The organism is Lactimicrobium sp., from assembly GCF_036453465.1.
Classification (GTDB): Bacteria; Bacillota_I; Bacilli_A; order Erysipelotrichales; family Erysipelotrichaceae; genus Bulleidia.
Map to the genome: position 1 here is coordinate 59,365 of NZ_JAZHUW010000001.1, position 25,076 is coordinate 84,440.

Below are 25,076 nucleotides of genomic sequence, written 5' to 3' on the forward strand. Positions count from 1 at the left end.
GAGAACAGATTGAACATGAAAGATACATATGATGTTGTGATTATCGGCGGCGGGATCGGCGGCCTGATGTGTGCCTACCGGCTGATGGAGAAAAGTCCGTCTTTGAGTGTATTGATTCTGGAGAGGGGCAGAAAGCTTGAAAACAGAAGCTGTCCGATTCTGGCCGGCAAGGTGGAAAAATGCATCAAGTGCAATCCCTGTGCCATTATGGAAGGCATGGCCGGTGCCGGTGCATTTTCCGACGGTAAATACAACATTACAACAGAATATGGCGGCTGGCTGCCGGATGTGATGAAGGCAGAAGATGTTATGAAATACATCCGCCAGGCCGATGATATTCTGGTCCGCTATGGTGCGGATCAGGAGGTATACCATCCTGATAACCAGCTGAAGGCCCTGTGTCTGCAGTATGATCTGCATATGCAGCAGGCAGAAGTGAAACACCTTGGCACCGATGCCAACTATGGTACGATGCTCAAACTGATTCACTCCATGGATGGACATGTGGATATTGAAACCGAAGCGGTTGTCAGTGATGTAGACAAAGAAAGCCATGATGTTATCTTTACCCAGAAGGGAAAAGAAAAACATGTCAAGGGCAATACTGTTGTCTTTGCTGTAGGCAGAATCGGCAACCGCATGTTCCAGAAATGGTGTGAGGATAATCATGTGGCCTGCACAAACAATCAGGTGGATATCGGCGTGCGTGTTGAGCTTCCCTATGAAATCTGGGAACCTTTCTCCAAGCGTATTTATGAACCGAAGATCCTGTACAAGTCCGGGCACTATGGCGATACAACCCGTATGTTCTGCTTCAATGAAAGAGGCTATGTTGTAACCGAAAACAGCGACGGCGTACTGACCGTCAACGGACACAGCTACAAGGACAAGGCAAAACAGAGCAATAATTCCAATTTTGCCCTGCTTTCCAGCACATACTTCACAGAACCGTTCAATGAACCGGTTGCCTATGCCCGTGATATTGCGTCTCTTGCCAACAAGATTTCCGGCGGCTATGTGCTTGTGCAGCGTCTTGGCGATCTTGAAAAGGGACAGCGCACAACCGCAGCCCGGCTTGCCAAGAGCAGTGTCAAGCCAACCCTGGATGCCGTGCCGGGCGATCTGTCACTGTGCATGCCCAAACGCCAGCTCGATAACATTGTGGAAACACTGCATGCCTTGAACAAAGTGGCTCCTGGTACAGCCAACTACGATACCCTGCTGTATGGTGTGGAATGCAAATACTACAGTGCCCGTCCCCATGCGAAGGATTTCGTGCTGGAAGGAACAGATGAGATCTATGCATTAGGTGATGGCGCCGGCTTTACAAGAAGCCTTGCCCAGGCAGCAGCGAATGGTCTGATTGTTGCTGATATCATCGGAAAGAAGCACTGAGACATCATCATTGAAGCTCCGTGGTCAAACATGATCATGGAGCTTTTTTATGTTTCTGCCTAACAAATTACCGAGGCAAAAGCAAGCTGTTTGCTCATAAATCAGAAAGAAAGATTGACGGCATCTGTTAGTTAGCGTAAACTAATATACGTGTTAGATAAATCTAACTATTACTGGAAGCAGCTGAAAGAGAGGTGTATATGATGCCTTTGGCATTTGCTGATCCTGGTCTGGATCACACCGTAAAAAAGATTAATGGAAATGTACAGATGCGCCAGCATCTTGCGGATATGGGCTTTGCGGAAGGAACAACGGTCAAGGTTGTTTCCCGGCTGAATGGCAGTCTGATCGTGAATGTGAAGAACACGCGGATTGCGATCGGTGAAAGCATGGCAATGCGGATCATGGTATAGAAAGGGGACAAAATGACTTTAAAAGAGGCAAAGATTGGATCAACGGTTACGGTTGTGAAGCTGCATGGTGAAGGGGCTGTGAAACGCCGCATCATGGACATGGGTATTACCAAGGGAGTGCAGGTTTACGTTCGGAAAGTGGCTCCGCTTGGTGATCCGATTGAGGTAACGGTTAGAGGATATGAGCTTTCCATCCGTAAAGAGGATGCCAATCAGATTGAAGTTGCATAAATAAGGGGAAAAATGAGAAATGGCTGAAGGGAAAATCAGAATTGCCCTGGCTGGCAACCCGAACTGTGGCAAGACAACATTGTTCAATGCCCTGACGGGTTCCAACCAGTACGTCGGCAACTGGCCGGGCGTCACGGTTGAAAAGAAGGAAGGTAAGCTGAAGAAACATGAAGATGTCATCATTCAGGACCTTCCGGGCATCTATTCATTGTCACCATATACACTGGAGGAAGTTGTTTCCAGAAACTATCTGGTAAAAGACAAACCGGATGTTATCCTGAATATCATCGATGGCACCAACCTGGAAAGAAACCTGTATCTGACTACACAGCTTGCTGAAACAGGCATTCCGATGGTAGTCGCTGTCAACATGATGGACCTTGTCCGCAAGAACGGTGATGATATTGATTTCAAGGCACTTGGCAGCAAGCTTGGCTGCAAGGTTGTTGAAATCTCTGCCCTGCATCAGGAAGGCATCATGGAAGCTGCGGATCTTGCCATCAAGGCAGCCAAAGCACATACCCTGCCGGCGAAAATGAAATATCGCGGCCAGGTTGAAGATGCGATCAATATGATCGAGAATAAAGTGCTTGGCACATGTGATGAAGCACAGCGGCGCTGGTATGCTGTCAAAGTGTTTGAGCGTGATGAAAAGGTAATGGAAGAGCTCACATTAAGCGAGCAGGAAAAAAACATTGCCGAGCAGACAACCAAGGCTGTTGAAACTGCTCTGGATGATGATGCTGAGTCCATCATTACCAATGAGAAATACGAATATATCGCTGCCCTGCTGAAAGGCATCTATAAGAAAAAACATGCCGGCAAGATGTCGGTATCTGACCGCATTGACCAGGTTGTGACCAACCGCTGGCTGGCTTTGCCGATCTTTGCCGTCATCATGACATTGACTTATCTTATTGCTGTATCCGGCATCGGTCAGTGGATGACAGACTGGGTCAACGATACACTGTTTGGCTCCATCATTCAGCCAGGTGTACAGAGCCTGATGGAAAGTGCTGGCTGCTCGGCATGGCTGGTATCCCTTGTCGTTGATGGTATCATCGGCGGCCTGGCAGCACCGATCGGTTTCCTGCCGCAGATGATGTGTGTCTTCTTCTTCCTGTCTGTTCTGGAAGACTGTGGATACATGTCTCGTGTTGCCTTCATCATGGATCGTATCTTCAGAAGATTCGGCCTGTCCGGAAAGAGTTTCATTCCATTCCTGATTTCTTCCGGCTGCGGTGTGCCTGGCATCATGGCTACCCGTACTATTGAAAACGAGAAGGACCGCCGCATGACCATGATCACCACAACTTCCATTCCATGCGGTGCAAAGCTTCCGGTCATTGCCATGATCGCCGGCTATCTGATGGGCGGAACATGGTGGTTTGCACCGGTAATGTACTTTGCTGGCATCGGCGTGGTTGTCATCATGTGCATCATCATGAAGAAGTCAAAGATGTTTGCAGGTGATCCGGCACCATTTGTCATGGAACTTCCGGCTTACCATATTCCAAGCCTGAAAGGCGTGCTGATGCACGTCTGGGAAAGATCCTGGGCATTCCTCAAGAAAGCCGGCACAATCCTGTTCCTCTGCTGTGCAGTGATGTGGTTCCTGGCTTCCTTCGGCATCCAGAATGGTGTCTTCGGACTTGTTGATACCGAAGCTTCCTTCCTTGCCTATATCGGCCGTGCGATTGCCTGGATCTTTGTCCCGCTGGGATTTGGTACATGGCAGGCAGTTGCTTCCTCCATTTCTGGATTCGTTGCCAAGGAAGGCATCGTCTCCACAATGGGTGTCCTGGCTGGCCTTGGTGATGTCGAAGAATACACAGTCTCCATGCATCAGGCATTTGCAGCCTTCTTCCCGACCGGCATTGCAGCTGTATCATTCCTTGTGTTCAACTGCTTTGATTCTCCGTGTCTGGCAGCCATCTCCACGATGGCAAAGGAAATGAACAACAGACGCTGGTTCTGGTTTGCTATCCTGGTACAGAATCTCAATGCATACTGCATTTCCCTGATGGTTTATCAGCTTGGCGGTCTGATGGTTGGTGAGGTTGCCTTCGGCGCTGGTACGATTGCCGCAATCGTTGTTCTGCTGATCTATCTGTATCTGCTGCTGCGTCCGGATTATGAACACCGCACCAGAGCAAAGACAGTTTTGGAAGAAGCAGCCTGAACCATCAAAAATCAAATATTTCAGAAGAGCAGCTGAGCATGCTGCTTTTCTAAAACATATAGGTTAGTATATACTAACTATAGTCCCGTAAGGGAAATGAAAGTAGAGGAATAAATAATGTCAAAAACAGCAGTTGTATATTGGTCCGGTACAGGCAATACCCAGAAGATGGCTGAAGCCGTCGCTGAGGGTGTCAAGGCAGCCGGAGGACAGGCAGAAGTGATCTTCAGTGATAACTTCTCAGCCAATGATGTCAGCAGCTATGATACCTTCGCCTTTGGCTGCCCGGCAATGGGTTCCGAGAATCTGGAAGAGGGCAGCTTTGACCCGATGTTTGCCAGTGTTGAAGGAAGCCTTTCCGGCAAGAAGGTCGGTCTGTTTGGCTCCTATGGGTGGGGTGATCAGACATGGATGCATGACTGGGAGTCACGTGTGCAGGGCGATGGTGCCCAGCTGGTTGAAGATGGCGTAACCTGCCTGAATGAACCGGATGATGCTGCTCTGGATGCCTGCAGAGATCTTGGCAGAAAGCTGGCGGCATGATGTACCGCCTTGTACTTGTCAGACATGGGGAAAGCGAGTGGAATAAGCTGAATCTTTTCACCGGCTGGACCGATGTGGATCTGAGTGAAAACGGTCATAAAGAAGCCATCAGGGCGGGACAGCTTCTGAAAGATGCTGGCTATGACTTCGATCTTGCCTATACATCCTATTTGAAACGCGCCATCCATACGCTTCATCACATTCTGGATGAAATGGATCTCGATTGGATTGAAGAGCACAAATCCTGGCGGCTGAATGAGCGCCACTATGGTGCCCTGCAGGGGCTTAACAAAGCAGAGACAGCTGAAAAGTATGGCGATGCGCAGGTGAAGATCTGGCGGCGCTCCTTTGCAGTGTGCCCGCCGGCATTGGAACAGAATGATCCGCGCAGCCCGGCAAAGCAGAAAATGTATGCCGGCATTGATCCAAAGCTGCTTCCGCAGACGGAATCACTTGCGATCACGATTCAGCGTGTTGTGCCATACTTTGAAACCGAGATCAAGCCGCAGATTCTTGCTGGCAGAAAAGTACTGATTGCAGCCCATGGCAACTCTCTGCGGGCACTGGTCAAGTACTTCGACAATATCTCGGATGAAGAAATTGCCGATGTCAATATTCCAACCGGGGTTCCGCTTGTCTATGAGTTCGATGATCAGTTCCATGTGATGAAACACTATTATCTGGGTGATCAAAGTGAAATCCAGGCAAAGATGAAAGCTGTGGCAGACCAGGGTAAAGCAAAATGATTTTCCAAAATCTTCTCTTCAAAAAGGGAAGATTTTTTATGGCCGGGTCAAATGCCAGACAAAATATGGGATTCTTGTCAAAATGACTGCCTCATTTCTTGAGAAAATTCCCACCATTGCAAGAATCAGAGTACAATAACGAGGCATGAAAGGTAATGTGAAAATGAATAAGGCTAAAAATGCGGATCGTGTCAAAAACAGTATTGTTCTGAGTGGCATGGTTGGAACACTTGGCTTGTTTATTGCCAAGATGCTCGGCCTGTTTTACTCGATCCCGCTGTCCAGCATATTGGGCTCCGACGCCTATATGAGCTACTATGGCACCTCATTCAGAATATACAGCTACATTTTGAATGTCTTCACTGCTGGTTTCCCGTTTGCCATTGCCACAATGGTTGCCAAGTATTCCGTACGCGGCGATGCCAGAGCATTGCGCAAGATCAAGAAGGTAGAGCTTGTTCTGCTTGCTATGACAGGTTTTGTGGGAATGCTGCTGCTGTTTGTGCTCTCCTGGCCGCTGTCACATGTCATTGCAACAGGCACGGATGTTGCAATCATGGGAAAGTGCCTGCGGATTCTGTCACTGGCAATCTTCTTTGTACCGATTCTTTCCGGTTTCCGCGGATTCTATCAGGGCCGCAAGGAAATGAGCCAGTACGCCGTATCACAGGTATTTGAGCAGATTTTCCGGGTTGGCTTTTTGCTGAGTGCTGCCTATGTGATTGTCTATGTCCTGCATATGGACAGACGCTATGCTCTGTATGTGGCAGTCATGTCCACAAGCATTGCGGCTGTGGCAGGCATTCTGCAGTTTGTCTACTTTGACCGCCGCCACTTTCCGGCGATTGAAGAAGCAGCCCGCAGTCAGACAACAAAGACAGTACGCAAGAAAAAGCTGTTTCAGGAACTGATTGCTCTTGCCATTCCGTATCTTCTTGTAGCTGTACTTGGCTATTGTGATGATATTTTCAACTCGGTTCTGCTGCCGGTAGGACTCAAGGTCCATGGCTATTCTTCCTCCCAGCAGAGTATCATCCTTTCTGCCTTCAACTATGTCGGCACCAAGATGACTGCCATTCCGATGATTCTGTCTCCTGGCTTTGCGGCCGCATTGATTCCCCATATCACTGCAGCCCGCACCGAGGGCAACCGTAAACTTGTTTCCCGCAATGTTCTGGACTGCCTGAATATTATTGTCTATATCGGCATTCCGGTTTCCTTCTGCATCTTCCTGTATGCAAGGGATGTCTTCCATATCCTGTTCTATACAAGTGATGAAGTTACCGCAGCCAACTGCCTGCGCTGGCTTGCTCTGGAAGGGTTCCTTGCGACTATCACACCGGTCATCACAAATATTCTGATGGCCCTTGGCATGAAACATGAGGCATTGAAAAATCTGGGTGTCAACCTGGTCATCAAAGGTGCTTCGATGGTACCGCTGATCTGGATGTTCGGCTATGCCGGTGCTGTTCTTTCCACGGTGCCAGGCAACCTATACATCGTCTTTGCGAGTTTCAAGGCAATGCATAAGGAATATGGCATTTCCTTCAGATCGGTCGGCAATATCTTCCTCAAGAGTATCATCTGTGTCGTACTGATGTTTGCCGTATCATCCTTACTTGTCAGATTCGGCATTACCGGTGCCTCCGGCCGCAAGATAGTGGCCCTTGGCAAGACAGTCATTAACGTGATCATCACACTGGGGGTTTACTTTGGAATCAGTGCTGTACTGAAGATGCCGGAGCAGGTATTCCATCGCAAACTTTCGGCGGTGGTCAAAGCGCGTCTGCAGAAAAACAATGCATGATATATCGACAGGATGCATCTTCGCATCCTGTTTTTTAAGGAGCCAGAAAAAATCCCGGCTGTTACACCGGGATTCCTTCAAGGATAAGGTACATCGACACATCTGCCAGTTACAGATTGATTGCGCATACATATGTTAGGAGAACATATTTGAATGGATTGATTGAATTTGAAGGATTGAGGATGTATGCGATCCGTCAATGTAAGTTAGCATTAACTAACTATCATTAATATACAGGATGATCTGTCTGCTGTCAATATAAACATAAAAAATATGAGAAATGAAGTGGAATGGAAAATCTGTATCCTGCTGGCAGAAGTATAATGTGTATAACAGAAAAGCATGGAGGAAGATCATGAGTGAATATCTGACAATTGATGTCGGCGGTACGGCCGTCAAGTATGCTTTGATGAATGAGGAAGCAGAAATCGCAGAGAAAGGTGAGGTGGGGACCCCGCACGGCAGTCTGGAAGACTTTGAGAAGCTTGTTGTCGAGCTGTATCAGAAGTATCAGGACAGAGTTGAAGGCATTGCCATGAGTGCACCTGGCAGGATTGATGCCTCACGCGGTTATTTCTATACAAGCGGAGCGCTTGGCTATCTGGATCATACTGACTTTGCAGGCCTGCTGGCTGACAAGATAAAAGTTCCCTTCAAGGTGGAAAATGATGCCAAAAGTGCAGCCTTGGCTGAACTCTGGAAGGGCAGTATGCGCGGTGTAGGCAATGGCGCTGTTGTTGTTCTGGGCACTGGCATCGGCGGTGCAATTATCATCAATGGAAAACTGTACCGCGGCACCACTTTTGCGGCCGGCGAATTTTCACCGATTGCCACACGTCTCGATCTGCCATTTGATCCTAACAATACATGGGCAGCTCAGAATGGTGTTGGCTCACTGGTCAGGAAGTATGCAGAACTCTCCGGACAGGATGCGTCAGTGCTCAATGGGCGTATTCTGTTTGAGGCAGCCAACCATGACGACCAGCAGGCAATCGCAGCACTGCAGTGGTACTGTCAGGGACTGGCCACAGGCCTTCTGACAATCCAGACCATTCTTGATGTCGAAAAAGTGGCAATTGGCGGCGGCATTTCCAAACAGCCGCTGCTGCTGGAAACACTGCAGAATACCATTGAGAAGATGGCAGCACCATATCTTGCCTATATGCCATTCTCTCTGCCGGAAATCTGTGCCTGCACATTTGGCAATGATGCCAATCTGATTGGCGCGCTCTATCATTTTCTCAACGAATAATTCCGCAGAAATGTGTGAAATTCCGCCAAGCAGTGACAGCGCTTTCATCTGACTTTTTCCATATGGTACAATGCCCGCATATATAGGGGAAGGACAATGGGGTATCGTACAAAAGAACAGTTAATGAAAGCATATCATGATATGACAGTCGAAAATCCTTCTGGCAGGATCACGGTCGTTGATCTTTGTACAAAATGTCATATCCGCCGGCAGACATTTTACAATTACTTTTCAGATATACCGGATCTTGTTCTGCAGTACTGCATACAGCAGATCAGGGAAGGCAGCCGGCATAGCAGAAGACACGCTGACTGGCAGAAAGTGATGCAGTCTGCACTTGCATACTGTTATACAGACAGCCGTTTTATACAGGCAGTATTGTCAACTGATGCAAAAGACCGTCTGATTCAGTACAGTCATGCCAGAATGCATGATTTCCTGTGTGGCCATATCGAAGCAGTGACAGCGGAAACAGCCTTGAGCACTCTGCAGAAAGACTATCTCTGCCGGTATCACCAGCATGCCCTGGCTGGCATCATCACTGACTGGTTTGTACGCGGCATGAAGGAAGATCCCGAAACCGTGATTGATCTGATGGATGATATTCTGAAGGACAGCCTTTCTTCTGCCATCGGCAATTTCCAGGCAAGAAATGATCTTTTTGGCATGCCTGAATGCATATGACAGCAGGAAAATAGAGCGGATTGTCAGATGTAAAGGCATACAATGTTAAATTCTGTATACGGTTTCGCTGTTTTGTCTTTCACATTTTGGGCAGATTCATTGCATACTAGAGATAACACCGGGATATATGCATGAATGTTTCCTGATGAATATGATTGAAAAGAGGGATTGAGTATGGATTATGATATTGCACATGCGGCAGAGCGCAAGGCATTTCAGGCAGCTTTGAACCTTGCCTTCAAGAAAATCGACAAGGATGATGAATCAGGTTACGTTGACATAGTCAATCTTGGCCAGAAGGTATTAGGGGATACCTGGCCGGATGAGGCATGGGATCATCTGCGTACAGCCTTTGGCAAAGAGGGCAAGTACAATCATTTTCTCAACCGCATTCACCGCGATGTCGATGAAGAGTATCTGAAGAAACTTCTGATGGCATTTGGCTTTGAGGCTGGCTTTACTGGCTTCAAGCGCACCCAGAAGGTTGGCAAGAAGGAAGGCATCCGCATTCCGTGGGTCATCCTGTTTGATCCGACCAGTGCCTGCAACCTGCATTGCACAGGATGCTGGGCAAGTGAGTACAGTCACCAGCTGAATCTGTCCTATGAAGATATGGACAGAATCGTGACCGAAGGCAAACAGCTTGGTATTCATGGCTATGTCATGACCGGCGGTGAGCCGATGGTCCGCAAGAATGATATTCTCAAGCTTGCCAAGAAACATTATGACTGCGGCTTCATGATCTTCACGAACGGCACGCTGGTTGACCAGGCGTTCTGCGATGGCATGAGAGAGGCTGGCAACATCGTTCTGTCCATGAGTATTGAAGGCGATGAAAAGGCAACCGATGCCCGCCGCGGCCAGGGTACATTTGCCAAGGTCATGGCAACGATGGACCTGCTGCACAAGAACCGTCTTGCCTATGGCACTTCCATCTGCTACACAAGAGCAAACTGCGAAGCTGTCACATCCGATGAATTCTATGATTTCCTGATTTCCAAGGGTGTTCTGTTCAGCTGGTACTTCCACTTCATGCCGGTTGGCAATGATACCGATATGTCTCTGGTACCGACCGTTCAGCAAAGAGAATACATGTATCATCGTATCCGTGAGGTCAGAAACTATACCGGCGGCAAGGAAATTTTCTGCATGGACTTCCAGAACGATGGCCAGTTTGTCGGCGGCTGCATCGCCGGCGGCAAGTATTACTGCCACATCAACCCGAATGGCGATATGGAGCCATGTGTCTTCATCCATTACTCCAATGCCAACATTCATGACAAGAGCCTGCTCGAGTGCCTCAAGCAGCCTCTGTTCAGAGACTATCAGGCAAATCAGCCGTTTAACCAGGATCATCTCAGACCGTGCCCGATGCTCGAGAATCCGCAGTTCATCAAGAAACTCGTGCATGAATCCGGCGCTCACAGCACCGATATGGTAGATCCGGAGAATGTTGATGAGCTGTCTGCCAAGACAACAGAGTATGCCAAGGAGTGGGCTCCGGTGGCCGAAAAGCTCTGGGCAGAAGATCAGGCAAAGCGTGCCGAGCGCAAAGCAGCAAACAAGTAAATCATCATTGCATCCAAGATGGCTGTACTGGTATCCAATACCGGAACGGCCGTCTTTTTTGTGTTACTATTGCTGCATGGCAAAAACAGAAGAAACCCTGCAGCTGGAAGATGCGCTGCGCACCCGCAGCCGGAAAAAGAGAGAATACGGCTGCGAAGAAGTCACGATCGGCTTTGCCTGGGAAAACAAAGGCAATGAAATCGTGGACTATATGTCAATGGATGCCCATGAGACATTCCGCTGCTATGAGATCAAGATCACAGCATCTGATCTGAAAAGTGACAATGCACTTTCCTGGTATGGCGACTACAACTATCTGGTCATATCAGAAGATCTCTGGATGCGGGATATTGATTTCGACAATTACATTCCGCCATATGCCGGCATTCTTGTGTCAGAGAATCTGCAGACCATGCGCAATGCAAAGAAGAAAGCTGTTTCTGATACAGATCGGGCAATGCTCAAAGACAGCCTGCTGCGCAGCCTGTACTGGCGGATGGTACAGTACCGTGATGCCGGCGATGATGCACTGCTCAGGCAGATGCAGAAGGATCAGGAACAGCTGCAGGCAGAATATGATCAATACCGCCGTCAGGTGGACCGCACGATGTTTGCACAGGAAGACTATGTACGCTACTACGGCCTGAATCACCAGTGCAGTATCAGTCTGGAACAGCAGGCAAAGGTGGAAAGAGAACAGTACTTTCTGCGCAGAGACGGAAAATTTTTATGGCAGAAAGATGAGCAGGGATTATGCTGTCCCGTATGCGGCTATCATACGGATGAAAAGACACCGTTTTGTCCTGCCTGCGGTGCTGATCTGCGCCCTGTGAAACAGAAATGAGGTACAATACACTCCGGTAAAGAGGAATAACAATATGGAAATGCAGATGGAACACATACAGGAGCTGCCAACCCCGGAAGAATTGAAGAAACAATTCCCGCTCAGCCCTGCAATCAAGGAAAGAAAAAAAGTACGTGATGAAGAAATTGCCCGTATTATGACGGGTGAAAGTGATAAATTCCTGCTGTTGATCGGACCGTGCAGCGCTGACCGTGAGGATGCGGTGCTGGATTATATGACCAGGCTTGCCAAAGTACAGGAAAAAGTAAAGGATAAAATCCTGATTGTGCCGCGTGTCTATACAAACAAGCCCAGAACAAAAGGGCTCGGATATAAGGGCATGCTGCACCAGCCGGATCCCCATAAGGGAGAAGATCTGCTGGCTGGCATCATTGCCATCCGCGAGCTGCATACCCGGGTTGCCGAACAGACAGGCTTCTCCTGTGCAGAAGAAATGCTGTACCCGGAGAATCATGCCTATCTGGATGATCTGCTGTCTTATGTTGCCATTGGGGCAAGAAGCGTTGAAGACCAGCAGCACCGCATGGTAGCCAGCGGCATTGGCATTCCGGCCGGTATGAAGAATCCGACCTCTGGTGATCTTAGTGTCATGATGAATGCGATTGTCGCTGCCCAGAATCCGCAGACTTTCATTTACCGCGGCTGGGAAGTACAGACCCAGGGCAATATGCTTGCCCATGTGATCCTGCGCGGCTATCAGGACCGCTATGGCAACCTGCAGCCAAACTATCACTATGAAGATCTGATCCATGTATATAACCTGTATCAGTCTTTGAAACTGAACAATCCGGCCGTGATTGTGGACTGCAATCATGCCAATTCCGGCAAGAATTATATGGAGCAGATCCGCATTGCTAAAGATGTGCTGCACAGCCGCCGCTGCAATCCGCAGATACATGATCTGGTCAAGGGACTGATGATCGAAAGCTATCTTCTGGATGGCAATCAGCCATCGATCGGCGATATCTACGGACTTTCCATCACAGATGCGTGCCTTGGTTGGGAGAAGAGCGAAAAGCTGATTCTGGACATTGCGGACGAACTGGATTAATCAGAATTTAACAGGCTTCGGCCTGTTTTTTATTTGTAAAGTTAAAAATCGTGAGAAAAATGGTGCGATTTTACAAAAACTTTTCATTTGCCCTTCTGTGGACTTTACACAGCCCGTATATCCTTTATTACGTACCAAGGAGGAAAAGAAAGACAGGTATGAATAGAACAAAGGGTATCATTGCTGGTTTACTGACAGCTGCCATGCTGGCAGGCTGTGGATCTTCCACAACTGCTGCTGCAACAAGCGCAGCGTCTACAGCTGCTGCAAAGGATAGCAGTTCTGCTGCTGTTTCCGGAACAGTTACCGCTGCAGGTTCCAGTGCTCTGCTCCCGCTGGCACAGGAAGCTGCTACTGAGTTCATGAAGAAGAATCCGGACTGCGTCGTTACTGTAAACGGCGGCGGTTCTGGTGAAGGCCTGAAGCAGGTTGCGGATGGCAGTGTGGATATCGGCGATTCCGATGTGTTCGCTGAAGAAAAGCTGGACGCAAGTGCAGCCAGCGGCCTGACAGACCATGAGGTTGCTCTGGTTGCCATGGCACCGGTTGTTTCCAAGGATCTTGATGTTGATAACCTGACAACAGATCAGCTGATTCAGGTATTCACAGGCAAGGTTACCAACTGGAAGGATGTCGGCGGACCGGATGAGGACATTGTCCTTGTCACAAGACCTTCTTCTTCCGGCACAAGAGCTACCTTCAAGAAGTATGCTCTGAATGGTGAGGAAGAGGCTTCCAACCAGGCTCTGGAAACAGATGACTCCGGCACACTGACACAGACAGTTGCTTCCACAAAGGGTGCAATTGGTTATGTTGCTCTGTCTTATCTGACAGACAATACAGATCTGAAGGCCGTTTCCATTGATGGTGTTGAGCCGACTCTGAAGAACGTATACAGCGGTGATTATAAGGTTTGGTCTTACGAGCACATGTATACAAAGGGTGATGGCAGTGAAGCTGCACAGGCATTCCTGAAGTTCATGGTCAGTGATGAATTCGCAGCTAACGTCGAAAAGATGGGTTACGGTGTCGTTGCCAGCCTGAGCGATGCGGCTGTTGCCACACACAAGAACTAAACAGGTGCTTAATGATGCCGGCCTTTGCCGGCATCTTCCATGAAGGAGTGATATGCAGCATGATTGATCAATATACTCTGAAAATGGTAAAGAAAGACCGCAGATGGAAAGGCATTTATACCTTCTGCGGTTTCTTTATCATAATCCTTACCGTTGCCATTGGTATCTTCCTGATTCTCAAAGGAAGCGATACCTTTGTCAAAGCTCACCATTCTGTCTTTGAATTTCTGTTCTCCTCTGACTGGAGTCCATCTGATTCCGTCGGCGACTATTCCGGCAGTGTAGGCTCACTTGTCTACATCTGCGGATCTTTGATGACATGCGGTCTGGCACTGCTCTTCTGCATTCCGCTGGCTGTATGCTCGGCCGTCTTCCTCAGTGAAATTGCCCCGAAGTTCGGTGAAAAGTTCTTCCGTCCGGCAATTGAAATCTACGTTGGCATTCCATCCGTTGTCTATGGCTGGATCGGCCTGACCGTTCTGGTTCCATTTATTGCCAATGTCTTCCATGCCAAGATGGGCGGCTTCTCAGTACTGGCAGCAGCCATCGTACTGACGGTCATGATCTTTCCGACCATCACAACTGTTGCGGCTGATGCGATCAAGAATGTCCCACAGGGATATCGTGAAGCAGCCTATGGCATGGGTTCTACCCGCTGGCAGGTCATCCGCCACGTGGTTCTGCCGGCTGCCTTCCCGGGCATTGCGACCGGTGTCATTCTTGGCCTGGCCAGAGCCATTGGTGAAGCACTTGCAGTTGCCATGGTCATCGGCAAGACCAGAAGCTTCCCGAAGAACATTCTTTCTCCAACCAACAACCTGACGGCAGCCATTGCCGCAGATATGGGCAACACTGCCAATGGCGGCCTGCATAATATGGCCCTGTGGTCCATGGCACTGCTGCTGTATCTGATCTCTATCCTGCTGATCTTCATCATCCATCGTATGTCCAGGAAAGGAAAGAAAGCATGAATAAACAGAACGAATCGCTTTATAAACATGCACGTGCTGCTGATCGTGCCATGACCGGCGTCTTCGGTGCTGTCGGTCTCTTCATGGTCGCTTTCCTGATCCTTCTGACCGGTTATATCATCATCAACGGTTTCCGCGGCTTCATGCCGGAAATGCTGTCTACCGGTCAGAACGGCATTCTCAACCAGCTGTTCAATACCGTCTATCTCGTTGTCCTTTCTCTTTTGATTTCCGTGCCGCTTGGCATTGGTGCCGGTGTTTACCTGGCTGAATATTCCCGCCCTGGCAAACTGCTGGATTTCCTGGAAATCAGTATTGAATCACTGTCTTCGCTGCCTTCCATCGTCATTGGTCTGTTCGGCTATCTGGTCTTCATTCTGATGACAGGCATGAAGTGGAATCTGTTTGCCGGTGCCCTGGCAGTATCCATTCTGTCTCTGCCATTGATTACCACTGAAACAAACAGTGCCATCCGCTCGCTGCCGCCGGAGTACAAAGAAGGCTCTCTGGCAACCGGTGCAACTCTTGCCCAGACGATCCGCCACGTACTGATCCCGGCTGCAATGCCGCAGATCCTGACTGGCGTGATCATGGCAGCAGGCCGTGGCTTTGGTGAAGCTGCTGCTCTGCTGTATACCAGCGGACAGTCCACTGTCATCAACTGGTCCAACTGGAATATCACATCACCAACCTGTCCTTTGAATCCATTCAGAGCTGGTGAAACACTGTCACTGCACATCTGGGTGCTGCGTACAGAAGGCTCCTTGAATGCCAATTCCGAGGCCATTGCCGGCTTTGCCTCAGCCGTTCTTGTGATTCTGACATTGTGTGTATCCGTCATCACAAGAAGACTTTCCGACAGTATCCGAAACAGAAATCAGAAGGGAAAATAGTCTATGAGTAAGATCAGTGTTCAGAATATGAATCTCTGGTACAGTGACTTCCATGCACTGCACAATATCAATATTGATATCGAACCAAATGAAATCACAGCCTTCATCGGTCCGTCAGGCTGCGGCAAAAGTACGCTGCTGCGTTCTTTGAACCGTATGAACGACCTGGTGGAAGGATGCCGCATTGAGGGAAAAGTCCTTCTTGACGGGGAAGATATCTATCATGGCAATCTGGACGTCAACGTGCTCCGCAAGCGGGTAGGCATGGTGTTCCAGAAACCAAATCCATTCCCGATGAGTGTCTATGACAACATTGCCTATGGTCCGCGCATTCATGGCATCCGCAATAAGAAGATGCTGGATGAGATCGTAGAAAAGGCATTGAAGGATGCTGCTATCTTTGACGAATTGAAGGACCGTCTCAAGAAGAGTGCGCTTGGTCTTTCCGGCGGCCAGCAGCAGCGTCTGTGCATTGCCAGAGCACTTGCCTGTGATCCGGAAGTACTGCTGATGGATGAGCCGACCAGTGCCCTTGACCCGATCAGTACATCCAAGATCGAGGATCTTGTCACAGAGCTGAAGAAGAAGTACACAGTTGTAATCGTTACACATAATATGCAGCAGGCTGTGCGCATCTCCGATAAGACAGCATTCTTCCTGCTTGGCGATCTGATTGAGTACGGACCGACAGACAAGGTCTTCTCCACGCCGCAGGACAAGCGTACAGAAAATTACATTACAGGAAGGTTCGGTTGATAACTTATGAGAAATCGTTTTGACAATGAACTGCAGACACTTGATGCAACCATGCGGGAAATGGGTGAGCTGTGCGAAAGTTCCATTTCCCTGTGCATCGAAGCACTGATGGACGGCAATCCCAAGAAGGCACAGGAAGTTGTTGCAAAGGCTGTGACCATTTCCCGCAAAGAGCGTGAAGTGGAGAATATGTGCCTGAAGCTGCTAATGGAGCAGCAGCCGGTCGCAACTGACCTGCGTGTGATTTCTGCGGCACTGAAGATGGTCTCGGATCTGGAAAGAATCGGTGATCAGTCCAATGATATTGCGGAAATTGTGATTACGGAGAATCTGTCTGCTGCCAATGATATTCTGAATCTCCGCCATATGGCAGATGTCGTCAATGACATGGTGACAAGCTCCATTGAGGCATTTGTGAAAAGGGATGCCGAACTTGCCCGTCATGTAATTGCCAGAGATGATGAAGTCGATAAGGCATTCAATGATGCCAGACAGAAGCTGATTGAAGTCTTTGGCGGCAAGAACAATGTAAACATGGAATATGCACTGAATCTGCTCATGATTGCCAAGTACTTTGAGCGTATCGGCGATCATACTGTAAACATTGCCCAGTGGGTGATCTTTGCCATCACCGGTGTTCGTGAAGGAAATACGAACTGAAGATTTACAGGCTGCCTGCGGGCAGCTTTTTCATTTTGTCATGTAAGATTCTTTCGTGTATAATCGGCTCCATTAATGGAGGCACAATCATGGGAATTGTCGTTTTCGGAGCTTCATTTGTAGATATCAAGGGATATCCTTTTGGAAAGTATGTGGCGGATGGCCGCAATGCCGGTACGGTTGTGGAAGTGCAGGGCGGTGTCAGCCGCAATGCGGTGGAAGATATCGCAAATGTGGAGCTGAAGCCGACCTATGTGTCCGTACTGGATCATTCTTCTGCCAGCGACGAGATTATTGCCAAGCTGAAACGGCATAAGGTGAATACAGATTATATCCGCAGAGGAGATGACGGTCTTGGCAAATGGCTTGCGATCTTTAATGAAGAAGGGGATGTGGTTGGCTCGATTTCTCAGCGGCCTAACCTGAGTGATATCAGCATTACTCTTAAAGAGCATGGTGATGAGATTTTCTCTGCCTGTGACAGTGTCGTTGTAGAGATTGATATGGACGCAGATCTGCTCAAGGAAATTTTTGCCCTTGCAAAGAAATATGACAAGAAAGTCTATGCACTTGTCTCAAATATGTCGATTGCCATGGAACGCCGTGATCTGATGATGTGCACGGACTGTGTCGTCTGCAATCAGGAGGAAGCAGGACTGCTGTTCTCAGAAGATTATTCGGGTCTTTCTCCGGAAGAACTGGCCCCTGTCATCAGCCGCAAAGTGCAGCAGGCGGGCTATGTTCAGATGGTTGTGACAATGGGAAGTCAGGGTGCTGTCTATGCATGCCATGGCAGAGAGTATGGCGTTGTGCCTGCCCAGCGCACAGCCGTTGTGGATACAACTGGCTGTGGAGATGCTTTCTTTGCGGGTGTGACCATTGGCCTGACCTATGGCAAAACACTGGCAGAGGCCTGCCGCATCGGCACCAGACTTGCGTCCAGTGTCATTGCAACGACAGAAAATGTATGTCCGCGCTTCCAGCCATCAGAATTCAATCTGTTCAACTGCGTGAAATGAAACGTTTCCATTGCATTTTCTTTTGATAATCCTATAATAGAAACTGGCAAAGGAAATACAGTTTCCTCAGGTAACCTATGAATGATTTTCTGACAAAAGAACAATGCAATATGCGCCATTATGCCAATGAGGTGCATGCTGTCATGCATCACCGCTGGGATATGACGGAAATCAATGGTCTGTACTATCATATTCAGATCAAACCGGATACGGTATGGATTCAGGATCCGGACAATTGCAGCAATGATCAGATCATGCCTACGGCAGAATTTGCCAGAATTCTGGATGGCTTTCTTGCCAAAGGAGCGTTCTGATCTTTTTTTCATTTCTGGCTTACATTGTGTCATATAATAGAAGACGTTGAGGAAAGAGGAATAAGAAATGGCGGATGAAGAAAAAGTTTATCATGTCCTGGTGATTAATCCGGGATCTACTTCTACCAAGATTGCTTTGTTTGAAAACGAGAAATGTGTCCTTTCCAGAAGTGTATTTCATGATAGTTCTGAACTGCTGAAATTTCCGACAATCAATGATCAGCTGAATTACCGCATGCATGTCATGCGGAAGTTCCTGAAGGATTCCAATGTCGATCTGCATCATATCGATGCGGTGGTCGGCAGAGGCGGACCATGCTATGCCTGTGCATCAGGCTGCTATACCATTGATCAGAAACTGGTTGATGATACCCGTGCTGTCAAGGGCCACTTCTATCACAGCTCCATGCTTGGCGTGCAGATGGCCTATGAATTCCAGAAGCTGTATGGCGGCATTGCCCTGATGGTCGATCCGCCGGTGGTGGATGAACTTTGTGATGAGGCCCGTATTACCGGTGTCAAGGGTATCTATAGAAGAGCGACGGCCCATGTGCTTAATGCCAAAGAAACAGCCCGCCGCTATGCTGCATCCATTGGCAAAAAGTATGAAGATCTCAATCTGATTGTTGCCCATATTGACGGCGGCATTTCCATTACCTGCCATAAACACGGCCGTATGATTGACGGCAATGATGCCGGCGGCGGTGAAGGTCCGTTCACACCGACCAGAATGGGTTCCATGGCTGTGACCGATGTTCTTGATTATCTGTTTGACAAAGATAAGTCTGAAGTCAGAAAGCTCTGCTCTCAGGCAGGCGGTCTTTCTTCCTGGTTCGGCACCTCCGATTCTGCAGATATCTACTATAACAAAGTGCGCAAAGGCGACAAGATGGCAGCACGTGTCTGGACCGCAATGGAGTATCAGTGTGCCAAGTGGATCTGCATGATGGCTGCTCCGCTGGAAGGCCATGTGGATGCGATTCTGCTGACAGGAGGTCTGCTGCGTATTCCGGGTGTCATAGATTATATGCGTGAACATTGTGAATGGATTGCGCCAATTCAGGCCTATCCGGGTGAGTTTGAACATGAATCCATGGTTGCCTCAGCCCTTGCTGTGCTGCGCGGTCAGCTCAAGCCAATGACCTATACCGGCAAGCCAGTATGGGACGGCTTCCACGACAACGACTGATATAAAATCATAAGCATCCTGCGGGATGCTTTTTTATGTTTGTCTGGCAGCTGTGATACCATAATAGGGCAATCAGGAAAGAATAAAGGGGTGAATATATGCCGGAAGTCAGTATCATTCTGCCGGTTTACCAGGCTGAAAAATATCTTGTCAGGTGCATTGACTCTGTTCTGCATCAGGAATATCAGGACTTTGAACTCATCTGTGTGGATGATGGTTCCAGGGACCACAGTCCTTCCATACTGGATGACTATGCCAAAAGGGATCATCGGGTTGTTGTAATTCATCAGAAAAATGCCGGTGTTTCCACCGCCCGCAACAATGGCCTTGAAAAAGTAAAGGGGACCTATATCCAGTTTCTGGATGCGGATGACTGGATTGCGCCCAATGCCACCATGGAACTGGTACGGGCCATCAGGCAGAGCAATGCCGATATGGTTGTGGCAGACTTCTACCGGGTTGTCGGCAGTAAAGTTGCCCGCAAAGGCTCCATCGTCTCAGATGATGTGCTGACACTGGAGGAATATGCCGACTGCATGAAGCTTTCTCCGGCTGACTTTTACTATGGCGTTCTCTGGAACAAGCTTTACCGGCATGACATCATACAGGAATATGGCCTGAAGATGGATCCTTCCATCAGCTATTGTGAGGACTTCATCTTCAATCTGGAATATCTGCTGCACTGCCATAGCATTGCCCCGCTGCAGATTCCCATCTATTACTATGTCAAAACAGAAGGATCTCTGGTCACCCAGAGCCTTTCTCCCAGCCGCATGCTGCGGTCACGCTCCCTCGTCTTTTCCTATTATGATGCTTTCTTCCGCAATGTTCTCAATGAAGAAGAATACCGCCGTTCCCGTACAGAAATCGCCGGATATCTTGTCTCCGCAGCCTCTGACAACCTGGTCATGCCAATGGCACCAGGCACAATGAAACTTGGCAAAGAGACAGTGCAGGCCGTATGGCGTACAGATGGCAGCTTCCATTACTCTGTTTTGCTGTTCTATCTGCACAAAGCCTATGAAACCCAGCTCAACACCGTTGCCATCAAGAACAATCTTGAACTTGAGGATGTACTTGTCTTTGAGGCAGTGCGCAATTCCAATCTGTTTTCTACGCTTCGGGAAATCATGGATTTCACCGGCCTGTCCTATGCCGCCACAGCCGGCAGTGTACAAAAGCTTGTCTCACGGCATCTGCTGCATATTGAAATCATGAACAGCTTCCACATCAAGACCGGATCCCGCAGTCAGGATCTGTCCAATGATATCGACACAGCACTGGCTGATCTGCGCAATATTGCCGCCAAAGGCCTGGATAAAAGCCAGGCATATCAGATGATGCAGTATCTGCGGACAATTGTCCACAATCTGGAAACCTTTGTGCATCATGTCTGATCTGTACAAGGGCTGCAATACCTTAAGAATCAACCGGTCATTTTCGCTTGCTTTCCACTTATGGCCTGCTAAAATACCAACCGTATGGAAGAAACAACAGAAAATCAGAATATCAGTGCTGTCCTTTGTTCCGTTGGCGATGCCTATTTCAGCGGTCTGGGCATGAAGTCCAATCAGAAAGAAGCACTGCGTTTTTACAGAAAAGCCGCATCTCTTGGCAGCAGTTATGCCATGTTCCGTTTAGGAGAATGCTATGAGAAGGGAACCGGCATTTCCCAAAATACCGATGAAGCCTTTCAGTACTATCAGAAATCAGCTGAATCCGGATGTGTGCCGGGCATGCTGAAAGTCGGTGATTATTACTGGAACGGCACCGATGGTGTTGTTGCCCAGAGTAAAGATATCGCGGCCCAGTGGTATCTGCAGGCACTCAAGAAGAATGATGATGAACAGGACAGCCCGGATGAACCGCTCGTGTATATCAGGATTGCGGACTGCCTGAAAGATGGAATCGGCATGGAGAAGAATCTGCAGGCTGCCCATGAGCTGTATCAGGCTGCTGCCGATGATATGATGGATATCATGCCGTATGACCGTATGTTTGATTACAGCATACTGGAACGGGCAGAAAAGGGGGAAGAAGAACTGCGCAGCAGGCTGCATCTGCCAAAACGTGATCAGGCAGGTCATTTGATTTCCTGAAAACATCTCTTTCCTTTTTTGAAATTTATGGTATCATTAACAAGCGTCATTAATGAGACCACATGCAGGAATACCCAAGTGGTTGAAGGGGCAGGCTTGGAAAGCTTGTAGATCGGTAACACGGTGCCAGGGTTCAAATCCCTGTTCCTGCGCTTTATGCTAAAAAGCCCTTGAAATAGGGCTTTTTTCTTACCGTGGCACCATCGTGGAACCATTTTTAGAATTATTTATAATTTTCATCATTTCGTTATCAGTTGATTCCAGCAGATGCGTGTATGTCTTGAGCGTCTGCTCTATCGAGGAATGCCCTAGCCGCTTTGACACCGCCACAATGTTAACTCCATGATTGATCAGCCATGTGGCATGACTGTGCCTGAGATCATGCAGCCGGATCTTCTTCACGCCGCTCTGCTTGATGGCAGCATTGAAGATGCGGGAGATCTGCGTTGGTGACAGTGCCGACTCACCACCAAAGAGATATCCGGCCTTGTATGCCTTCTTTAAGGCCATCAGCTCATCGTTGAGCGCATCATCAATCTGGATCTTTCTGGCGGCCTTCGTTTTGGTCGGTTTTAAGCCCGTAGAGGCGTCTCTCTGGCTGGCATGGATATTTATCCATCCATCGCTGAGATCGCTGCACTGCAAGGCGATAGCCTCACCACGGCGCATTCCTGTCCAGTACAGTGCGTCAAAGTATGCACGATACAGCGGATTGTCTACGCATGCCAGGAACGAATTGAACTCTTCAGGTGTCCACACCTGCATTTCCTGCATGACTTCCTGATCGGTCCGCTTCAGATTTTTCAACGTTCTGGCCGGATTAGGATAGCCATACACATCAGCTGCATACTGGAAGACAGCCCGAACATATGTCAGTGTGACGTTCTTTGTCTTTGTGGCGAAGTCAGACTGAGACAGTTCATTCCGCCACAGGATCAGATCAGATCTAGTGATGCTGCGGAGTTGCCTGTCCTTCAGATCGGCAAAGCGCATCTTGAAGTGCTCATTGTGCTGCCGGATAGAAGCTGGTGAGCTCTGGATGGATATTTCCCACTCATGAGCAATCTGAAGAAAAGTCTTGCTTGTCGGTATCTCATCGCTGGTGGAAAGCGAGGACTCATACTGCTTTGCTTCGCGTTTGGTAGCAAATCCGCGCTTCTTATGAGTATGCCATTTCCCGGTTAGCGGATCTTTGATCTTAACCTGGACGTACCATGTATTTCTTTTTTCGTCTTTAGCAATCATGTTATAATATACCTGTTCTTGTGTAATGCATTCTTCTGGATCTCATGCCGCTTGTTTCGAAGGCAGTCGGCATGATTTCTGACTGCATCCTTTTTCGCCCAGTGCTGATACACTGGGTGCTTTTTTTATGGTCGCAATTCGGTTGCAATTCCGGTTGCATTATTTTCTAAATGCTTGAAAAAGGAAAATAAGAGGCGGCATATTTTCCTTATGAACTACCCATCCCGGCGGTCGGACACAACGAAGGCAAGCTTGCCCAGACACTTGAAGCTTTCAGCAGGAACGATGATAGGAGTGTAGGCGGGATTTTCAGGGAGCAGGATGATCTGTGTGCCTGATATGCTCAGACGCTTGCATGTGGCGGTGTTATCGTCTATGCAAAAGCAGCCGATCATGCCATTGACAGGCTCAGACTGCTTCTGGAAGATCACCAGATCTCCATCGTGGATGTTGGCCCCTATCATGGAGTCACCATGTGCATACTGAGCGAAGTACTCTTTAGAAGGCGAGAACATCTCAGCAGGCAGAACAACATAGTCTATGATCTGATCATCGACGAAGCCACCGGTCCCGCAGCTGATCATGTCGTATAAAGGAATGCGGAGAACGGGATGATCAGACGCGCTCATGTCGTCTGTGAGATCACGCATGCTGACGCGGAAGTAGTCTGCCAGTGCTTGCATCTTGTCAACTCTGGGATAGCTTGCGCCGCTATGCCAACTGGATACAGTTGACAGTGGGATGTTCAGTGCTCTGGAAATATCTGATTGCGTCTTGCCTGTTCTGCGCATCTCTCTTTTTAGGTTTGTAACAAAAATCTGTCTTGCCTTACTGTTCATACTGTTACCTTCTCTCTATATCTATAATACATTGAAAACGTAACAAATTGCAGACCATCCGTAAAAAAATACAAATAAATCGTTGACGCTACGATTTAACCGTAGTATATTAAAGGAGCCGAAGGAAAGGAGGCCAGGCAAACAGTGAGTGAAAAAGATGTACGAATTGGCTATGCGGCGGCGCGCATAAATGCCGGCTATGAGCAATCAGAAGCGGCTAAATTGCTAGGAATTTCCATGTACACTCTGTCAAATTATGAGCGTGGCAGAACTATCCCAAACTGGGACATGCACAACAAGATGGCAGAGCTATACAGGATCCCAAAGGAAATGCTCTGTCCACCAAAGAAGTGAGTTTTATTATGCAGTTTCAATACGATTAAATCGTAGCAAGAAAGGAGAAACTATGAACGATTTACAGATTTTCAAAAGCCAGGAATTTGGAACCATCAGAACCACAGAGATCAACGGTGAGCCGTACTTCGTTGGGAAGGATGTTGCGGAGGCACTCGGATATGAAAAGCCAAGAAATGCTATTGCGCAGCATGTCGATCCGGATGACGCCCTGAAACAGGGCCTCACCGATTCACTAGGAAGAGAACAAGAAGCAATCTTCATTTCCGAGTCCGGAGTCTATGCGCTGGTCTTCAGCTCAAAGCTGCCGAAGGCAAGAGAGTTCAAGCACTGGGTGACATCAGAGGTTCTGCCAACCATCCGCAAGCACGGCGCGTATGCCACAGCCCCCACGATCGAGAGCATCATTGCCAACCCGCTGAACGGAATCAAGCTGCTGCAGGCACTGGCTGATGAGCAGGAGAAGCGGAAGGCACTTGAAGCACAGAGCGAAGTGATGAAACCCAAGGCACTATTCGCCGATGCGGTAGCTGCAAGTGACACAACGATCCTTGTCAGGGACCTTGCCAAGATTCTCAAGCAGGAGGGATGCGACATCGGCGGCAACCGATTGTTTGCATGGCTGAGAGATCACGACTACCTGTGCAAGAGCGGCAAGTCAAAGAACATGCCAACGCAGAAATCTATGGAGCTGGGATTGTTCAAGGTGAGGGAAGGATCCTACATCAACTCCAAGGGTGACAACATCATCACCAAGACATGCCTTGTCACGGGCAAGGGCCAGATCTACTTCGTGAATAAGTTCAAGGAGATGCAGGAAACAGCATGAAGGCAAATAAAAATGGCGCCATGCCCGACAAGCAAATGAGCGCCATTGATGGTGTACCTAAAACACCATCTCCATTTTATCAGAAAGGAAGTCG

26 protein-coding genes and 1 tRNA gene are annotated in these 25,076 nt (G+C 48.5%); 25 read left to right on the forward strand and 2 right to left on the reverse strand.

Annotated elements, in window-relative coordinates; genetic code table 11:
- Positions 1–15: 15 nt before the first annotated feature.
- The 23 genes from SOI44_RS00305 (at position 16) to SOI44_RS00415 (ending at position 21,867) form a co-directional block, all read left to right on the forward strand.
- The gene (locus SOI44_RS00305; protein ID WP_331347255.1) at positions 16–1,395 is read left to right on the forward strand and encodes an NAD(P)/FAD-dependent oxidoreductase; all 1,380 of its coding nucleotides are present in this window, start codon (positions 16–18) and stop codon (positions 1,393–1,395) included.
- Between the two features lie 200 nt (positions 1,396–1,595).
- On the forward strand, positions 1,596–1,808 hold the full coding sequence (locus SOI44_RS00310) for a FeoA family protein (RefSeq protein ID WP_331347256.1): 213 nt from the start codon (positions 1,596–1,598) through the stop codon (positions 1,806–1,808).
- 12 nt (positions 1,809–1,820) lie between these two features.
- Positions 1,821–2,039, forward strand: a complete 219-nt coding sequence (locus tag SOI44_RS00315) for a FeoA family protein (protein WP_331347257.1) — start codon at positions 1,821–1,823, stop codon at positions 2,037–2,039.
- A gap of 19 nt (positions 2,040–2,058) precedes the next feature.
- On the forward strand, positions 2,059–4,221 hold the full coding sequence (gene feoB, locus SOI44_RS00320; protein ID WP_331347258.1) for a ferrous iron transport protein B: 2,163 nt from the start codon (positions 2,059–2,061) through the stop codon (positions 4,219–4,221).
- A gap of 117 nt (positions 4,222–4,338) precedes the next feature.
- Positions 4,339–4,764, forward strand: a complete 426-nt coding sequence (locus tag SOI44_RS00325) for a flavodoxin (RefSeq protein ID WP_331347259.1) — start codon at positions 4,339–4,341, stop codon at positions 4,762–4,764.
- Complete coding sequence (gene gpmA, locus SOI44_RS00330) at positions 4,764–5,510, forward strand: 2,3-diphosphoglycerate-dependent phosphoglycerate mutase (protein WP_331347342.1); 747 nt, start codon at positions 4,764–4,766, stop codon at positions 5,508–5,510. The genes SOI44_RS00325 and gpmA overlap by 1 nt, the downstream gene beginning before the upstream one ends.
- A gap of 163 nt (positions 5,511–5,673) precedes the next feature.
- A complete protein-coding gene (locus SOI44_RS00335; RefSeq protein ID WP_331347260.1) occupies positions 5,674–7,317 on the forward strand; it encodes a polysaccharide biosynthesis protein in 1,644 nt (547 codons plus the stop codon).
- Between the two features lie 355 nt (positions 7,318–7,672).
- Complete coding sequence (locus SOI44_RS00340; protein ID WP_331347261.1) at positions 7,673–8,569, forward strand: ROK family protein; 897 nt, start codon at positions 7,673–7,675, stop codon at positions 8,567–8,569.
- A 96-nt stretch (positions 8,570–8,665) separates the two neighbouring features.
- Positions 8,666–9,253 (forward strand): TetR/AcrR family transcriptional regulator, encoded by a 588-nt coding sequence (locus SOI44_RS00345; protein ID WP_331347262.1) that lies wholly within the window; start codon positions 8,666–8,668, stop codon positions 9,251–9,253.
- Between the two features lie 174 nt (positions 9,254–9,427).
- A complete protein-coding gene (locus SOI44_RS00350; protein ID WP_331347263.1) occupies positions 9,428–10,822 on the forward strand; it encodes a radical SAM protein in 1,395 nt (464 codons plus the stop codon).
- Positions 10,823–10,898: 76 nt separating this feature from the next.
- Positions 10,899–11,666 (forward strand): hypothetical protein, encoded by a 768-nt coding sequence (locus tag SOI44_RS00355; protein WP_331347264.1) that lies wholly within the window; start codon positions 10,899–10,901, stop codon positions 11,664–11,666.
- Positions 11,667–11,700: 34 nt separating this feature from the next.
- Positions 11,701–12,738: a 3-deoxy-7-phosphoheptulonate synthase gene (locus SOI44_RS00360; RefSeq protein WP_331347265.1), complete on the forward strand. Its 1,038-nt coding sequence runs from the start codon at positions 11,701–11,703 to the stop codon at positions 12,736–12,738.
- 158 nt (positions 12,739–12,896) lie between these two features.
- Positions 12,897–13,814: a phosphate ABC transporter substrate-binding protein gene (locus tag SOI44_RS00365; RefSeq protein WP_331347266.1), complete on the forward strand. Its 918-nt coding sequence runs from the start codon at positions 12,897–12,899 to the stop codon at positions 13,812–13,814.
- A 59-nt stretch (positions 13,815–13,873) separates the two neighbouring features.
- Positions 13,874–14,785 carry a phosphate ABC transporter permease subunit PstC gene (gene pstC / locus SOI44_RS00370; RefSeq protein ID WP_331347267.1) on the forward strand — a complete coding sequence of 304 codons (912 nt, stop codon included), beginning with the start codon at positions 13,874–13,876 and terminating at the stop codon, positions 14,783–14,785.
- Entirely contained in the window at positions 14,782–15,678 is an 897-nt protein-coding gene (pstA, locus tag SOI44_RS00375) for a phosphate ABC transporter permease PstA (RefSeq protein ID WP_331347268.1), read from the forward strand. Before pstC ends, pstA begins: the two co-directional genes overlap by 4 nt.
- A 3-nt stretch (positions 15,679–15,681) precedes the next feature.
- Entirely contained in the window at positions 15,682–16,434 is a 753-nt protein-coding gene (gene pstB, locus SOI44_RS00380) for a phosphate ABC transporter ATP-binding protein PstB (RefSeq protein ID WP_331347269.1), read from the forward strand.
- Between the two features lie 6 nt (positions 16,435–16,440).
- Positions 16,441–17,094, forward strand: a complete 654-nt coding sequence (gene phoU, locus SOI44_RS00385) for a phosphate signaling complex protein PhoU (RefSeq protein WP_331347270.1) — start codon at positions 16,441–16,443, stop codon at positions 17,092–17,094.
- 89 nt (positions 17,095–17,183) lie between these two features.
- A complete protein-coding gene (locus tag SOI44_RS00390; RefSeq protein WP_331347271.1) occupies positions 17,184–18,113 on the forward strand; it encodes a PfkB family carbohydrate kinase in 930 nt (309 codons plus the stop codon).
- A 77-nt stretch (positions 18,114–18,190) separates the two neighbouring features.
- Positions 18,191–18,427: a hypothetical protein gene (locus tag SOI44_RS00395; RefSeq protein ID WP_331347272.1), complete on the forward strand. Its 237-nt coding sequence runs from the start codon at positions 18,191–18,193 to the stop codon at positions 18,425–18,427.
- A gap of 67 nt (positions 18,428–18,494) precedes the next feature.
- Entirely contained in the window at positions 18,495–19,616 is a 1,122-nt protein-coding gene (buk, locus tag SOI44_RS00400) for a butyrate kinase (RefSeq protein ID WP_331347273.1), read from the forward strand.
- 98 nt (positions 19,617–19,714) lie between these two features.
- Entirely contained in the window at positions 19,715–21,013 is a 1,299-nt protein-coding gene (locus tag SOI44_RS00405; protein WP_331347274.1) for a glycosyltransferase family 2 protein, read from the forward strand.
- Between the two features lie 84 nt (positions 21,014–21,097).
- Positions 21,098–21,715, forward strand: coding sequence for a tetratricopeptide repeat protein (locus SOI44_RS00410; RefSeq protein ID WP_331347275.1), 618 nt, complete (start codon positions 21,098–21,100; stop codon positions 21,713–21,715).
- Between the two features lie 64 nt (positions 21,716–21,779).
- Positions 21,780–21,867: transfer RNA gene (locus tag SOI44_RS00415), tRNA-Ser, on the forward strand.
- Positions 21,868–21,904: 37 nt separating this feature from the next.
- On the opposite strand, the gene SOI44_RS00420 is transcribed toward SOI44_RS00415, so the two are convergent.
- Together SOI44_RS00420 and SOI44_RS00425 are read right to left on the reverse strand one after the other, a co-directional pair.
- Positions 21,905–22,960 (reverse strand): site-specific integrase, encoded by a 1,056-nt coding sequence (locus tag SOI44_RS00420; protein ID WP_331347276.1) that lies wholly within the window; start codon positions 22,958–22,960, stop codon positions 21,905–21,907.
- Between the two features lie 215 nt (positions 22,961–23,175).
- On the reverse strand, positions 23,176–23,799 hold the full coding sequence (locus tag SOI44_RS00425) for a LexA family protein (RefSeq protein WP_331347277.1): 624 nt from the start codon (positions 23,797–23,799) through the stop codon (positions 23,176–23,178).
- A gap of 144 nt (positions 23,800–23,943) precedes the next feature.
- Here SOI44_RS00425 and SOI44_RS00430 point away from each other — a divergent pair, with 144 nt between their 5' ends.
- A complete protein-coding gene (locus SOI44_RS00430) occupies positions 23,944–24,153 on the forward strand; it encodes a helix-turn-helix domain-containing protein (RefSeq protein ID WP_331347278.1) in 210 nt (69 codons plus the stop codon).
- 52 nt (positions 24,154–24,205) lie between these two features.
- Positions 24,206–24,982 carry a phage antirepressor KilAC domain-containing protein gene (locus SOI44_RS00435; RefSeq protein ID WP_331347279.1) on the forward strand — a complete coding sequence of 259 codons (777 nt, stop codon included), beginning with the start codon at positions 24,206–24,208 and terminating at the stop codon, positions 24,980–24,982.
- Positions 24,983–25,076 lie beyond the last annotated feature (94 nt).